This window comes from Lacisediminihabitans profunda, from assembly GCF_008040105.1.
GTDB classification, from domain to species: domain Bacteria; phylum Actinomycetota; class Actinomycetes; order Actinomycetales; family Microbacteriaceae; genus Lacisediminihabitans; species Lacisediminihabitans profunda.
This window is the reverse complement of the sequence record NZ_VRMG01000008.1, coordinates 1-13,023: the sequence shown is the minus strand read 5'-3', so window position 1 is coordinate 13,023 and position 13,023 is coordinate 1. Positions and strand designations below refer to the sequence as shown.

Here is a 13,023-nt window from a genome sequence, read left to right as displayed (position 1 = left end):
ATGACCACCACCACGCAGGCTCCCCTCCGCAACGACGACGACTCGCACGGATTCGAACTGAAGAAGAAACGGCGATGGCCGTGGATCGCCGGGGCGATCGTCGTCGTGGTCGGCGTGGCCGCCGCGATCACGATCCCGCTGCTCAACCCGGCGAAATCCGCCACCGAGGTCGCGGGCGCCACCCTCACCGTCGCGACCGCCGAGGGCAACTCGGCCGAGCAGGCCCTGGTCAACTTCATCGCCAAGAAGGTCGCCCCCAAGTACGGCATCACCGTGAAATTCGAGGGTCTCTCCGACAGTAACACGATCAACCGCGCGGTGAGCAACGGCGAGGTGGCCGGCACCGTCTACCAGCACAAGCTCTGGCTCAGCCAGGTGCTCGAGGCGAACCCCGACTTCAAGGAGACGGCCGCGACGCCGGTCTTCCGCTGGGGCTTCGGGCTCTGGTCCGACAAGTACAAGTCCGTCAAGGACATCCCGGATGGCGCCACCATCTCCCTCTACTCCGACCCGGCCAACGAGGCACAGGGCCTGTGGATCCTGGAGCGCGCTGGGCTGATCACCCTCAAGCCCGGCATCGACAAGGCCCGCGCGACGCAGGACGACATCGCGAGCAACCCGAAGCACATCACGCTCAAGCTGCTCGACTTCGGCGCCCAGTCCCTCGCGCTGCCGGACCTCGATGCGGCCGTCGGCTACACGGAGTACTACCTGGCCGCCAACATCCCGCTGGAGAAGAAGATCTTCGCCCCGGCCGCCCCCGACGAGTTCGCCGGCCAACTGACCGTGGGAACGAAGTACCTCACCACGTCCAACGTCAAGAAGCTCATCGCGGCCTTCAAGGACCCCGCCGTGCAGGAGTTCCTCGCGACCGACCCGACGGTGAAGGGCATCCTGCTTCCCCTGGCGGCGAAGTAGACACCGCCGGTCCGCTCAGCGGGCGAGGATCGCCGCCGAGTGGCCCGGCAACACCACGCCGCCGGCGGAGGCGCCGATCGTGTCGTGGCTCGCCAGCAGCACCGAGCCACCGAACGGCAGCGCGACCGGGAAGTCGGCGAGGTTCACGACGATCGACGTCGAACCGCGGTGCAGCACGAACCAGCGACCGGTGGCGGAGTCCTCGAATTCGACGCTCGTGCGGTCGAACCGCGGGTCGGTGAGGTCCGGCACGGTGCGCCGCAGTTCGGCGAGCCGGCGGTAGACCGCGAGCAGCCGGGCATGGTCGCCATCCTCGGATTCCGCCCAGTCGAGCTTCGATCGCTCGAAGGTCTGCGGGTCCTGCGGGTCGGGCACGATCGCCGGGTCCCAGCCCATCCGCTCGAACTCGCGGATGCGGCCCTCGGCCGTGGCCGTGCCGAGCTCCGGCTCGGAATGCGACGTGAAGAACTGCCACGGGGTGGAGGCGCCCCACTCCTCGCCCATGAAGAGCATCGGGGTGAACGGCCCGGCGAGGGTGAGCACCGCGGCGATCGCGAGCTGCCCGTAGTCGAGGCTCGCGCTCAGCCGGTCGCCGGTGGCGCGATTGCCGATCTGGTCGTGGTTCTGGTTGGCGACGACGAGCCGCCAGGTGGGCATGTTCTCGGTGTCGATCGGGCTGCCGTGCGCCCGCTCCCGGAACGACGAGTACGTACCGTCGTGGAAGAAGCCCCGGGTAAGCACCTTCGCCAGCGAGTCGAGGTGCTCGAAGTCCGCGTAGTAGCCGGTGATCTCGCCGGTGAGGGCGACGTGGACGGCGTGGTGGAAGTCGTCGCTCCACTGGGCATCGAGCCCGTAGCCGTGCGCCTCGCGCGGGCGGATGAGCAGCGGATCGTTGAGGTCGGACTCGGCGATCAGGCTGAGCGGACGGCCGAGGAACGCCGAGAGCGCGCTGGTCTCGACCGCGAGCTCCTTGAGGATGTGGGTCGGAGACTCGTCGACGAGGGCGTGCACCGCATCGAGCCGAAGCCCGTCCACGTGGTAGTCGCGCAGCCACATGAGCGCGTTGTCGATCAGGTAGCGCCGCACCTCGGGGGAGTCGAGGTTCACCGAGTCGCCCCAGGTGTTCGCGCCTTCCTCCCGCAGGTACGGGCCGAAGCGGGGCAGGTAGTTGCCGCTCGGGCCCAGGTGGTTGTAGACGACATCCTGGATCACGCCGAGGCCGCGGGCATGGCAGGCGTCCACGAACCGTTGGTAGGCGGCCGGGCCGCCGTACACCTCGGCGACGGCGTACCAGAGCACCCCGTCGTAGCCCCAGTTGCGGGTTCCGTTGAACCCGTTCACCGGCAACAGCTCGACGAAGTCGACCCCGATCGACACGAGATGGTCGAGCCTCTCGACGGCCGAGTCGAGGGTGCCACCCGGCGTGAAGGTGCCGAGGTGCAGCTCGTAGATCACCCCGCCAGCGAGCTGTCGCCCGGTCCAGGCGTCGTCCGTCCAGTCGAAGGCGGCGGGGTCGAAGGTGCAGGAGAGGCCGTGCACCGACTCCGGCTGCCGTCTCGAGCGCGGGTCGGGCAGCGGCGTCTCGTCGTCGTCGATCAGGAACCCGAAGTCGGTGCCGTCCAGCCCAGCCGGGGCACTCCACCATCCGTCGGCGGCGCGCTGCATCGGATGCCGCGAGCCGTCGAGAAGCAGGGTGACGGTCCCGGCGGCCGGGGCCCAGACCTCGAAGCTCACGAACCCACCGTGCTGCCGGCCGCGAGGAGCTCCGACGGCACGAGCAGCGCCACCGGATAGCGCGCCAAGACCTCGGCCAGGCGCATTTCGCCGCCCGGGAACTCCGTGCCGGTGAGCACGTCGACGACGGGCCTGCCGGCGAGGATGATCGATGTCGCCCCCCAGCCGCCCGCGAGTTCGAGCCCGAGCGGCAGCCTGGTGGCCACGGTGACCACGTCGCCGCGGTCGAAGGCGAGCACGTGACGCGCCGCCGGTCCGAACGCGGGAAGCGGGGCGTACCGGCTGAACAGTTCGGGGTGGTCGCGGCGCAGGCGCAGCGCCCTCGACGTGACGAGCAGCTTTGCCGCGCCGGACTCGTCTACCGGCGGGTGTGCTCCGGCGTCGATCGCGGCGAGGTAGAGGCGGCGTTCGTCGAAGTCGACAGGTCGACGGTTGTCCGGGTCGACCAGGGAGGTCTCCCAGAGCTCGCTGCCCTGGTACACGTCCGGCACGCCGGGGGCCGTCAACTGGATCAGCTTGGCGGAGAGGGAGTTGCTCCAGCCGGCCGCGCGCACGCGGTCGAGCACCTCCTCGATGACCGCCGTGACGGCAGGGTCGTCGAAGGCGGAGTCGATCAGGTCGTGCATCCGCTGTTCGAAGGCCTCTCGCGGAGCGTCCCAGCCCGTGGAGTTTCCGGCCTCGCGAGCCGCCTTCTCCGCGTAGGCGTGCAGCCGCTCGCGGCTGGCCGGCCACGCGCCGACGATGGCCTCCCAGAGCAGCGCCTCGAGCGGGCCGTCGCCGAGCGGTGCCGCCTCGCGAAGGCGGTCCAGCGCCGACTCCCACTCGGCGGGGATCTCGGCGAGCACGCTGATCCTGGCCCGCACGTCCTCCCCGCGCTTGGTGTCGTGGGTGGAGAGAGTGGTGAGCGAGGCGGGGAAGCTCGCCTGCCGCAACTGCTGGCGGCGATGGAATTCGGCGGTGCCGATCGAGAACTCCGAGGGATCCGCACCCACCTCGGTGAGCGAGCCGAGCCGGGTGTACCGGTAGAAGGCGGTGTCCTCGACGCCCTTGGCCATGACCATGCCCGAGGTCTGTTGGAAGCGGATCGCGGCCGGATGCTGCGGGTCGCTCAGGATCGGGACGAGATCGCCGATCGCGTCGGTGAGGTCCGGACGGTGCGAGATCGCCAGTCGGGCGGCTTCGTGCAGGTGCTCGAGGCCGAGCGGCAGGTACGAGCGGTAGACCGGGAAGCAGGCGAGCAGCTCGGCGAGGGCGTCCGCCGTCGTCGAGATCGCCGAACCCACATCCGCCTCCACCGCCTCGACCGACCGCCCGAGATCGCGCTCGAGGCGCAGCACCTCGGAGCGCAGGATGCCGTCGGCGATCGCGCGCTTCGTGTCGTGGATCAGTCCGGACCAGGACACCGTCGAGTCCGTGCCGCGCAGGCGCCGGTCGAGTTCGTCGAGAGCCGCGCGACCTGCCGGGTCGACGAGCACCCGGTCGACATCGGCGAGGGCGTCGTAGCCCGTCGTTCCCGCCGTCGCCCACGAGGTGGGAAGCTGTTCGTCGCCCTCGAGAATCTTCTCCACGAGGACGTAGGTGTCGCCGGTGGCCCTGGCGAGGTCGTCGAGGTACCCCGCCGGGTCGGCCAGGCCGTCCGGGTGGTCGACGCGCAGGCCGTCGACGAGGCCCTCCCGGAACCAGCGGGCGATCTCCACGTGGGACTCCTCGAACACCCACGGGATCTCGACCCGGATGCCGGCGAGCGAATTCACCGCGAAGAACCGGCGGTAGTTCAGTTCGGCGTCTGCACGACGCCAGTCGATGAGCTCGTAGTGCTGACGCGAGTGCACCTCGCGCGGGGAGGCGCCGTCGTCTGCCGTGCCCGGGGCGATCGGGAACCGGTTGTCGAAGTAGCGGAGTTCTCCGTCGACGATCTCGAGGTCGTCGAGGGAGCCGTCGCCCAGCACGGGGATGCGCAGCCTGCCGTTGCCGAACTCCCAGTCGATGTCGAACGCCTCCGCATAGCGGGAGTCCCGGCCGTGGCTGAGCACGTCCCACCACCACGCGTTCTGGTGTGGCGTCTGTACTCCGACGTGGTTCGGCACGATGTCGACGAGCACGCCGAGACCGAGCGACCGGGCGGCGGCGGAGGCGGCAGCCAGTCCGGCCTCGCCACCCCGGGCGGGGTCGATTCTCGAGTGGTCGGTCACGTCGTAGCCGTGGTCGGAACCCGTCTCGGCGGTGAGCAGCGGCGAGAAGTAGAGCCAATCGGCGCCCAAATCGCGCACATACTCGGCGATGTTCGCCGCGGCGTTGAGGTCGAACGATTCGCGGATCTGCAGCCGGTAGGTGGAACGGGGGATGCGCATCAGCCGACCACAGGCTTAGTCGAGACCGCGAGATTCACGTTTGCCGCCAGGGAGATCAGCGAGGCGGCCACCGAGTGATCCACCTCCACCTCGGGCGCGACCCAGGCGCGCAGCACGACGAGCGACTTCAGCTCGACCGAGATCACGTCTCCCGCCTTGCGCGGCGCGGAGTCCGCGAGCTTGCCGGAGGTGTCGATCACAATCTCCCACGCGCCGGAGAATTCGGCAGAGGGGAGGGTGAAGTCCACGGCCTCGTCGTGGGCGTTGAAGAAGATCGCGAAGTTGAGGTCGGTGATGGTCTGGCCTCGCGCATCCCGCCCCTGGATTCCATTCCCGTTCAGGAATACACCGATCGAGCGACCGAATCCGGCATCCCAGTTCTCCGGCTCCATCTCCTGGCCGGCCGGCGTGAGCCACACGATGTCGGACAGCGGTTCGCCCTCGCCGCGCTTGACCGGGCGGCCGTCGAAGAAGCTCTTGCGGCGGAACGTGGGGTGATCCTTACGCAGCCTGGCCACCGCGGCAACGAACTCGATCAGCGGCTGGTCCGCGGTGTCCCAGTGCACCCAGGAGAGCTCGGAGTCCTGGGCGTAGGTGTTGTTGTTGCCCTGCTGGGTGCGGCCGAGCTCGTCGCCGTGCAGGATCATCGGCACTCCCTGCGAGAGCAGCAGGGTCGCCAGGAAGTTGCGCTGCTGGCGAGAGCGCAGGGTGAGGATGGCCGGGTCATCCGTCGGCCCCTCGACTCCGCTGTTCCAGGAGCGGTTGTGCGATTCGCCGTCGTTGTTGTCTTCGCCGTTCGCGTCGTTGTGCTTGTCGTTGTACGAGACGAGGTCGGCGATCGTGAAGCCGTCGTGCGCCGTCACGAAGTTGATCGAGGCGACGGGCCGTCGTCCGTCGCCCTCGTAGAGGTCCGCCGATCCGGTGAGCCGGGACGCGAACTCGCCGAGGGTGGAGGGCTCGCCCCGCCAGAAGTCGCGGACGGTGTCGCGGTACTTGCCGTTCCACTCCGTCCACTGCGGCGGGAAGTTGCCCACCTGGTAGCCGCCCGGGCCGACGTCCCAGGGCTCGGCGATGAGCTTGACCTGCGAGACGATCGGATCCTGCTGCACGAGCTCGAAGAAGGTGGAGAGCTTGTCGACGTCGTAGAACTCGCGCGCGAGCGTCGACGCGAGGTCGAACCGGAAGCCGTCGACATGCATCTCGATCACCCAGTAGCGCAGGCTGTCCATGATGAGCTGAAGCGAGTGCGGGTGGCGCACGTTGAACGAGTTCCCGGTGCCGGTGTAGTCCATGTAGAACTGCTCGTCGTCCTCGACGAGCCGGTAGTAGGCCTCGTTGTCGATTCCCTTGAACGAGAGCGTGGGGCCGAGGTGGTTGCCCTCCGCGGTGTGGTTGTAGACCACGTCGAGGATCACCTCGATGCCGGCATCGTGCATCGCGCGCACCATGCCCTTGAACTCCTGAACCTGCTGGCCCTCGTCGCCGGTGGACGAGTAGCTGTTCTGCGGGGAGAAGAATCCGATGGTGTTGTAGCCCCAGTAGTTTCTGAGGCCCTTCTCGAGCAGCGTCGCGTCCTGCACGAACTGGTGCACCGGCATGAGCTCGATGGCCGTGACGCCGAGTTTCTGCAGGTGCTCGACGACCGCGGGGTGGGCGACGCCGGCGAAGGTGCCGCGCTGCTCCTCGGGGACGTCCGGGTGAAGCTCGGTGAGCCCCTTGACGTGCGCCTCGTAGATCACGGTGTCGTTGTACGGAACCCGGGGATGCCGGTCCCCGGCCCAGTCGAAGAAGGGGTTGATGACGATGCCCATCATCATGTGCTTGGCGGAGTCCTCGTTGTTGACCGAGAGCGGGTCGCCGAAGTTGTAGGAGAAGAGGGCCGGCTCCCAGTCGATGTCCCCGCAGGTCGCCTTCGCGTACGGGTCGAGGAGGAGCTTGTTGGGGTTGCACCGCTTCCCCGACTTCGGATCGTACTCGCCGTGCACCCGATAGCCGTAGCGTTGCCCAGGCTGCACGGACGGCAGATAGGCATGCCACACGTAGGCGTCGACCTCGAGGAGTTCGACCCGCGTCTCCGCGCCATCCGCATCGAAGAGGCACAACTCGATCTTCTCCGCGACCTCGCTGAAGAGGGCGAAGTTCGTGCCGCTTCCGTCGAAGGTTGCGCCGAGCGGGTAGGCCGATCCGGGCCAGGTTTCCATGATTCTCCCTGATTGTCCTGTTGTCACCGTAACCCGAATCGGACGCGTCGCACGAACCGGGTCTGACCCCTTGACAGGCGGGTCACGTCCGTTCCTGCCAGTCCAGCCGACGCCGAATCGCGGCGACCGCGTCGTGCGGCCAGCCCGTCCAGCCGGGTGCGATCCTCCGCTCGGCGATGTCGAGCAGGGCGCGCGCCGCAGGTTCGACATCCTGGGCCACGGCCCGCGCGATCTCCGGCCCCGATTCCGGGTAGACGAGCTCGAATCGACGCCAGTTGTCGAGGTTGTCCACGTGTCGGGGCGCGGCGGCGGGAATTCGCTCCTGCCACGCGTTCACGAGGTGCCCAACGGCGGCGTTGCGCACCGCGGCCCCGGCGATGAGGCTCTCGCCGCGCCGGGCGCGACCGACGCCGATGAGGATGAGCACGAGGAATTGGCCGATCTCCCGCTCGGCGTCGATGCTCACGTGCGGCTTTCGTTTCGCCGCGATCGCCGCCATCACCTCCTCGACACCGCCGCGGTCGAGCAGCACGGAATAGTCGTTCGCCTGCCAGCCTCGGATCTCCTCGAGGGGTGCGACGTCGAACTCGAGCACGTGGCCGTCGTCGTAGATGGCCCGATAGCCCTCGCCGGGAACCGGGGAGGCGAAGACCAGGCTCTCGAACCGGGGGAGCCAGTCGAGCCGGGAACGCACGGCCTCGGTCGCCGCCGGGGCGGTCACGACGATGAAGTCGTGGTCGGACCACTCGTCCAGGCGGGACCGGTCTGCGGCACTCCCGGTCACGACGAGGCCGACGACTCCCGGCAGGGAAGACACACTCGCCAGGAGCTCCGCGGTGAAACGGTCGAACGCGGCGATCGCGAAATCACTCGTCATGCGCCGAGCCTAGAACGGCATCCGCCCGCAGCCCAGCCCCCAGCCCAGCCCCGCCCAGCCCCGTCCCCGTCTGCCCCCTGTTCGCCCCGTCTGCCCCCACGCGGTTCTCCGGAGGTTTCCCGCGCGGGCCCTTGCCACCGCACTGCCACCGCACGCGTTTCTCCGGAGGCTCTGGCCTACCAGGGCCGATTTGGGGCGGAATGGGCTCCATCTCGAGCCGTTTCGGCCGAAACCTCCGGAGAAGTGAACGGGAGTGCGAGGTCTCGCGAGCCGGGTCGACCCGAACCTCCGGAGAAACGCGTGCGGGAGGAGGTGCGGGAAACGCGTGCGGGAAACGCGTGCGGGAAACGCGTGCGGGAGGAGGTGCGGGAGCGGATGCCGGTGGCTAGGATTGAGGGCGAACACGGGAGTCCGGTGAGCCGGGCTGAGAGGAAGCTTCTCCAAGCTTCGACCGTCGAACCTGATCTGGATCATGCCAGCGCAGGGAGGCAGTTTCTCTCCGGGTTGCCACACCGGTGGCGACCTACACCCGTGCCCTCTTTACCGAAAGGGCACGACAATGAACATGGCAACAACATCCATCACCAGACAGCCCCGAGCATTCTCCGCCCGCTGGCGGGTGGTCGACATCGTGGTGGCGAGCGTCATCGGCGTCGCGAGCGGCGTCATCTTCTGGGCCTGGGGACTCGCCTGGACGCCGCTCAGCGCGGCCCTCGCCTTCGCCCCGGGTCTCGCCGGTCTCCTCGCGGGCGGTTGGCTCTTCGCCGGAGTGCTGGGCGGGATCGTGATCAGAAAGCCGGGAGCGGCCCTCTTCACGGAGGTCGTCGCGGCCGTCGTGTCGATGCTCGTGGGCACGCAGTGGGGCTTCTCCACGCTGATCTGGGGCGTCGTCGAGGGCCTCGGCGCCGAGCTCGTGCTCGCCGCGTTCCTCTACTCCAACTGGCGCCTCGGCGTCGTGCTGCTCTCCGGGGCGGGAGCGGGAGTCGCCGTCGGGCTGCTCGACACGAACTTCACCGACTACGCGGCGCTCGACTTCGGCTTCAAGGCCGTCTACTTCGTCTCCGCCGTCGCGTCCGGGATCGTCATCGCCGGACTGCTCTCCTGGCTGGCCGCCAGGGGCCTGGCGAGGGCAGGCGCGCTCAGCCGATTCGCCTCCGGCCGGCTCGCGGCCGTGGACGGCGAGTCGGAGCCGGTGCGGTCGGATTCGGGCACCGAGGCGACCTCGACACCATGAGTCCCGGCCGGGTCGCGGGCGGCGTGCGGATCACCGCCTCCGGGTGGGGATGGCGCCACGCCTCCCGTCGCGCGTTCGCCGTTCGCAACATCGACCTCTCGGTGGCACCCGGTGAACGCGTGCTGCTGCTCGGCCCGTCCGGCGCCGGCAAGTCGACGCTGATCCAGGCCCTGGCCGGGGTGCTCGGGGGAGACGAGGAGGGCGACCAGCGCGGCGAGCTCCTCGTCGACGGGCACCGGCCCGCCAGCGCCCGGGGCGAGGCCGGCCTGGTGCTGCAGGACCCGGACTCCCAGGTGGTGCTGGCCCGCGTCGGCGATGACGTCGCCTTCGCCTGCGAGAATCTCGGTGTTCCCCGGGACGAGATCTGGCGAAGGGTGCCCGAGGCGCTCGCCGCCGTCGGGCTCGAGCTGCCGCTCGACCACCCCACCTCGAGCCTCTCGGGCGGGCAGAAGCAGCGCCTCGCCCTCGCCGGCGTCGTCGCAATGCGTCCGCGCCTGCTGCTTCTCGACGAGCCGACCGCGAACCTCGACCCCGATGGCGTGCGGGAGGTGCGGGATGCCGTGGCCAGGGTGCTCGACGCGACCGGGGCAACCCTCGTGGTGATCGAGCACCGCGTCGCGGTGTGGCAGGCGATGGTGGACCGAGTGGTCGTGCTCGGCGCCGACGGCGGCCTCGCGGCCGACGGCGCGCCCGGGGTCGTGCTCGAGCGGGAGGGCGAGCGCCTCGCCGCAGCCGGCGTGTGGGTGCCCGGCCACCCGCCGCGACGGCCGACCAGGGCACCCCTGTCTGCTGGCGCTCGGATTCCGCTGCTCACCGCATCCGGTCTCGCCGTCGGACGCACCGGCTTCGGGCGGCGCGTTCCCACCGTCGTCAACTCCGGCATCGACCTCAGCGTGGCGTCGGGGGATGCCGTGGCGATCACGGGAGCGAACGGGTCGGGCAAGTCGACGCTCGCCCTCACCCTCGCCGGGCTACTGACACCGGTCGGTGGCGCGCTCGTGGCCGAGCAGGCGCTCGCGGACGGCGCCTCGACCGCCCCGCATCGGTGGCGTTCCCGACAGCTGCTCCCGCGCATCGGCATGGTCTTCCAGGACCCGGAGCACCAGTTCCTCGCCCCCGACGTGCGGGCGGAACTGGCGATCGGGCCGCGGGCCGCGGGGCTCGGCGCGGTCGCCGTCACGGCCCGGGTGGACGAGCTGATGGCCGCGCTGCACCTCGAACATCTCGCCGCGGCGAACCCGTTCACCCTCTCCGGCGGGGAGAAGCGGCGCCTGTCGGTCGCGACCGCGCTCGCCACGCGGCCCCGCATCCTGCTGCTCGACGAGCCGACCTTCGGCCAGGATTCCCGCACCTGGGGCCAGCTCGTGGACCTTCTCGCCGGGCTCCTCGACGACGGTTCAGCGGTGTTGGCGGTGACCCACGACACCGATTTCGTCGATGCGGTCGCGGAGCGGGTGCTGCGGCTGGACACCCTGCCCGCGGGGGCGATCCTGTGAGCCTCATCACCCCCGAGATCCGTGCGAGCACGATCGCCTCCGTTAACCCGGTGGCCAAGCTCATCGCCGCCATCCTGCTCGCCCTGGTTCTCCTCCTGTCGATCGACTGGGCGTCCGCTCTCGTCGCACTGGTGCTCGAGGCCCTGCTCCTCCCGTTCGCCGGGCTCGCGGCCAGACAGTTCTGGCTGCGCACCGCGCCCCTGTGGTTCGCGGCCCCTCTCGCCTGCCTCACGACCGTGCTCTACGGCCGGGACTCGGGAGATCTCCTCTGGCAGGCGGGCTTCGTCTCCGTCACCGAGGGCTCCGTGTCGCTCGGCGTCGCCATCGGGGTGCGCATCCTCGCGATCGGCCTGCCGGGCATCGTGTTGTTCGCCACGACCGACCCGACCGACCTCGCCGACGGGCTCGGCCAGGTGCTTCGCCTCCCGTCCCGCTTCGTGATCGGCGGCCTCGCCGGCCTGAGGCTCGTCGGGCTGTTCATCGAGGACTGGAGATTCCTGGCCCTCGCGCGCCGGGCGCGAGGCGTCGGCGATTCCAACCTGGTCTCCCGCATCGCCGGCCAGGGATTCTCGCTCCTGGTGCTTTCGGTGCGGCGCGGGAGCAAGCTCGCCACCGCGATGGAGGCGAAGGGCTTCGGGTCGCGGCGCGAACGCACCTGGGCGAGGGAGTCGACCTTCGGCCGGCGCGAGTGGACGCTCGTGGCGATCGCCGTTGTGATCGCCGTGCTCGCGGTGACGCTCGCCGTCGCACTGGGCACCTGGAAGTTCGTGCTCTCGTGACCGATGCCCGGGAGCTCCTGCTCTCGATCCGTCAGGCCGCCCGCCCGGTGGTGCTCATCGACGGCGGCTCCGGCTCCGGCAAGACGACGCTGGCGACCGCCCTGGCCCCCGCCCTCGGTGCCCAGTTGGTGCGGCTCGACGACATCTACCCGGGGTGGGACGGCCTCGAGGCGGCGAACGAGCAGGTGTGCGAGCACGTGTTGTCCGCCAAGCCGCGCTGGCGGCGCTGGGACTGGGAGGAGCAGGCCCCGGCGGAGTGGCACGACCTGGATCCCGCCCGCCCCCTCGTCATCGAGGGTTCCGGCAGCCTCAGCCGGGCGAACCGGGCGCTCGCGACCTTCGGCATCTGGGTGGAGCTCGACGAGCCGACGCGCAAGGCCAGAGCGCTCGAGCGCGACGGCGAGCTGTACGCCCCGTTCTGGGACCGTTGGGCGGCCCAGGAACGGGCCTTCGCCGCGCGCGAAAGGCCGAGCGAACGCGCAGACCTCGTGCTCGACGACGAGGATGTCGCGGCGATCGTGAACGGACTAGCGTCGTTGTCATGACAAGTCCCTTCATCACCGCCCCCGAGCTCGCCGCGACGCTCGACGGGTCCGCGCCTCCCGCCGTGCTCGACGCGAGCTTCGTGCTGCACCCGGCCACGTTCGACGGCGACTACCGCACGGAGTCCGGCCGGGCGCGCTGGCTCGCGGCCCACATCCCCGGTTCCCGGCACGTCGATGTCGCGACGCAGTTCTCCGACGCGTCGGCGGCCGTGCACTACGCGCATCCCGATCCCCAGGGCATCGCCGACGAACTCGCCAGGCTGGGCATCGGCGCCGGCGACCCCGTCGTCGTCTACGACCAGACCGGCGGGCTCTTCGCCGCGCGCCTCTGGTACCTCCTCACCTGGATCGGCGTGGATGCGCGGGTGCTCGACGGCGGACTCGCGGCCTGGCGGGCCGCCGGCCTTCCCGTCGACTCCGGGGATTCGGATTCCCCGGCCGCGGTCGAGCCGTGGACCGCGTCGGCCGTGCGCGATGCCTGGATCACCCGGGAGGAGCTCGCCGACCGCGCGAAAGACGACTCGCGTCCGCTGGTCTGCGGCCTGCCGGCCGGGAGCTTCACCGGCGCGGACCCCACCCGGTACTCGCGCCGGGGGCACATCCCCTCGAGCGTCAACGTGTCGGCCAGGGACCTGTTCGCCGCGGACGGCACGGTCAAGGCCGCCGGCGAGCTGCGGGAGGCCTATGCCTCGCAGGGTGTCACGGGCGACGAGGAGGTGTTGCTCTACTGCGGCGGCGGAATCTCCGTCGCCGCCAACGCGCTCACCCTCGCCGAGCTCGGCGTGACCGCGGTGCGAATCTACGACGGCTCGCTCGAGGAGTGGTCGGCCGATCCGACCCTGCCGCTCGAGGTGGGCTGACCTAGCTGTAGTTCCCAGGGACGTTGTG

Annotated in this window: 10 protein-coding genes and 1 riboswitch; of the genes, 6 read left to right on the top strand and 4 right to left on the bottom strand. The window is 70.0% G+C overall.

The genetic code is table 11. The annotated features are described in order from the left end of the window. Positions 1-918 (top strand): MetQ/NlpA family ABC transporter substrate-binding protein, encoded by a 918-nt coding sequence (locus FVP33_RS10935; RefSeq protein WP_147783707.1) that lies wholly within the window; start codon positions 1-3, stop codon positions 916-918. 15 nt (positions 919-933) lie between these two features. Here the strand turns inward: FVP33_RS10935 and treZ are convergent, their stop codons facing one another. The 4 genes from treZ to FVP33_RS10915 form a co-directional block, all read right to left on the bottom strand. Beyond that, a complete protein-coding gene (gene treZ / locus FVP33_RS10930; RefSeq protein ID WP_147783706.1) occupies positions 934-2,652 on the bottom strand; it encodes a malto-oligosyltrehalose trehalohydrolase in 1,719 nt (572 codons plus the stop codon). Then, a complete protein-coding gene (gene treY / locus FVP33_RS10925; RefSeq protein ID WP_147783705.1) occupies positions 2,649-5,003 on the bottom strand; it encodes a malto-oligosyltrehalose synthase in 2,355 nt (784 codons plus the stop codon). Before treY ends, treZ begins: the two co-directional genes overlap by 4 nt. Continuing rightward, positions 5,003-7,204 carry a glycogen debranching protein GlgX gene (gene glgX, locus FVP33_RS10920; protein ID WP_147783704.1) on the bottom strand — a complete coding sequence of 734 codons (2,202 nt, stop codon included), beginning with the start codon at positions 7,202-7,204 and terminating at the stop codon, positions 5,003-5,005. Before glgX ends, treY begins: the two co-directional genes overlap by 1 nt. Before the next feature lie 82 nt (positions 7,205-7,286). Next, positions 7,287-8,081, bottom strand: a complete 795-nt coding sequence (locus tag FVP33_RS10915; RefSeq protein WP_147783703.1) for a hypothetical protein — start codon at positions 8,079-8,081, stop codon at positions 7,287-7,289. A gap of 393 nt (positions 8,082-8,474) precedes the next feature. Further along, positions 8,475-8,585: riboswitch (TPP riboswitch) on the top strand. 61 nt (positions 8,586-8,646) lie between these two features. Between FVP33_RS10915 and FVP33_RS10910 the strand changes: the two genes are divergently transcribed. The 5 genes from FVP33_RS10910 to FVP33_RS10890 are packed head-to-tail and all read left to right on the top strand — an operon-like array spanning position 8,647 to position 12,995. Then, the gene (locus FVP33_RS10910; protein WP_342779863.1) at positions 8,647-9,315 is read left to right on the top strand and encodes an ECF transporter S component; all 669 of its coding nucleotides are present in this window, start codon (positions 8,647-8,649) and stop codon (positions 9,313-9,315) included. Continuing rightward, on the top strand, positions 9,312-10,811 hold the full coding sequence (locus FVP33_RS10905) for an ABC transporter ATP-binding protein (protein ID WP_147783701.1): 1,500 nt from the start codon (positions 9,312-9,314) through the stop codon (positions 10,809-10,811). Before FVP33_RS10910 ends, FVP33_RS10905 begins: the two co-directional genes overlap by 4 nt. Beyond that, positions 10,808-11,590, top strand: coding sequence for an energy-coupling factor transporter transmembrane component T family protein (locus tag FVP33_RS10900; protein ID WP_147783700.1), 783 nt, complete (start codon positions 10,808-10,810; stop codon positions 11,588-11,590). Before FVP33_RS10905 ends, FVP33_RS10900 begins: the two co-directional genes overlap by 4 nt. Continuing rightward, the gene (locus tag FVP33_RS10895) at positions 11,587-12,135 is read left to right on the top strand and encodes a nucleoside/nucleotide kinase family protein (protein ID WP_246142298.1); all 549 of its coding nucleotides are present in this window, start codon (positions 11,587-11,589) and stop codon (positions 12,133-12,135) included. Before FVP33_RS10900 ends, FVP33_RS10895 begins: the two co-directional genes overlap by 4 nt. Then, the gene (locus FVP33_RS10890) at positions 12,132-12,995 is read left to right on the top strand and encodes a sulfurtransferase (protein WP_147783699.1); all 864 of its coding nucleotides are present in this window, start codon (positions 12,132-12,134) and stop codon (positions 12,993-12,995) included. The genes FVP33_RS10895 and FVP33_RS10890 overlap by 4 nt, the downstream gene beginning before the upstream one ends. Positions 12,996-13,023 lie beyond the last annotated feature (28 nt).

Coding starts and splice junctions, on each gene's coding strand:
- FVP33_RS10890 (WP_147783699.1), top strand. CDS start 12,132: ATGACAAGTCCCTTCATCACCGCCCCCGAGCTCGCCGCGACGCTCGAC.
- FVP33_RS10910 (WP_342779863.1), top strand. CDS start 8,647: ATGGCAACAACATCCATCACCAGACAGCCCCGAGCATTCTCCGCCCGC.
- FVP33_RS10915 (WP_147783703.1), bottom strand. CDS start 8,081: ATGACGAGTGATTTCGCGATCGCCGCGTTCGACCGTTTCACCGCGGAG.
- FVP33_RS10935 (WP_147783707.1), top strand. CDS start 1: ATGACCACCACCACGCAGGCTCCCCTCCGCAACGACGACGACTCGCAC.
- FVP33_RS10905 (WP_147783701.1), top strand. CDS start 9,312: ATGAGTCCCGGCCGGGTCGCGGGCGGCGTGCGGATCACCGCCTCCGGG.
- treY (WP_147783705.1), bottom strand. CDS start 5,003: ATGCGCATCCCCCGTTCCACCTACCGGCTGCAGATCCGCGAATCGTTC.
- glgX (WP_147783704.1), bottom strand. CDS start 7,204: ATGGAAACCTGGCCCGGATCGGCCTACCCGCTCGGCGCAACCTTCGAC.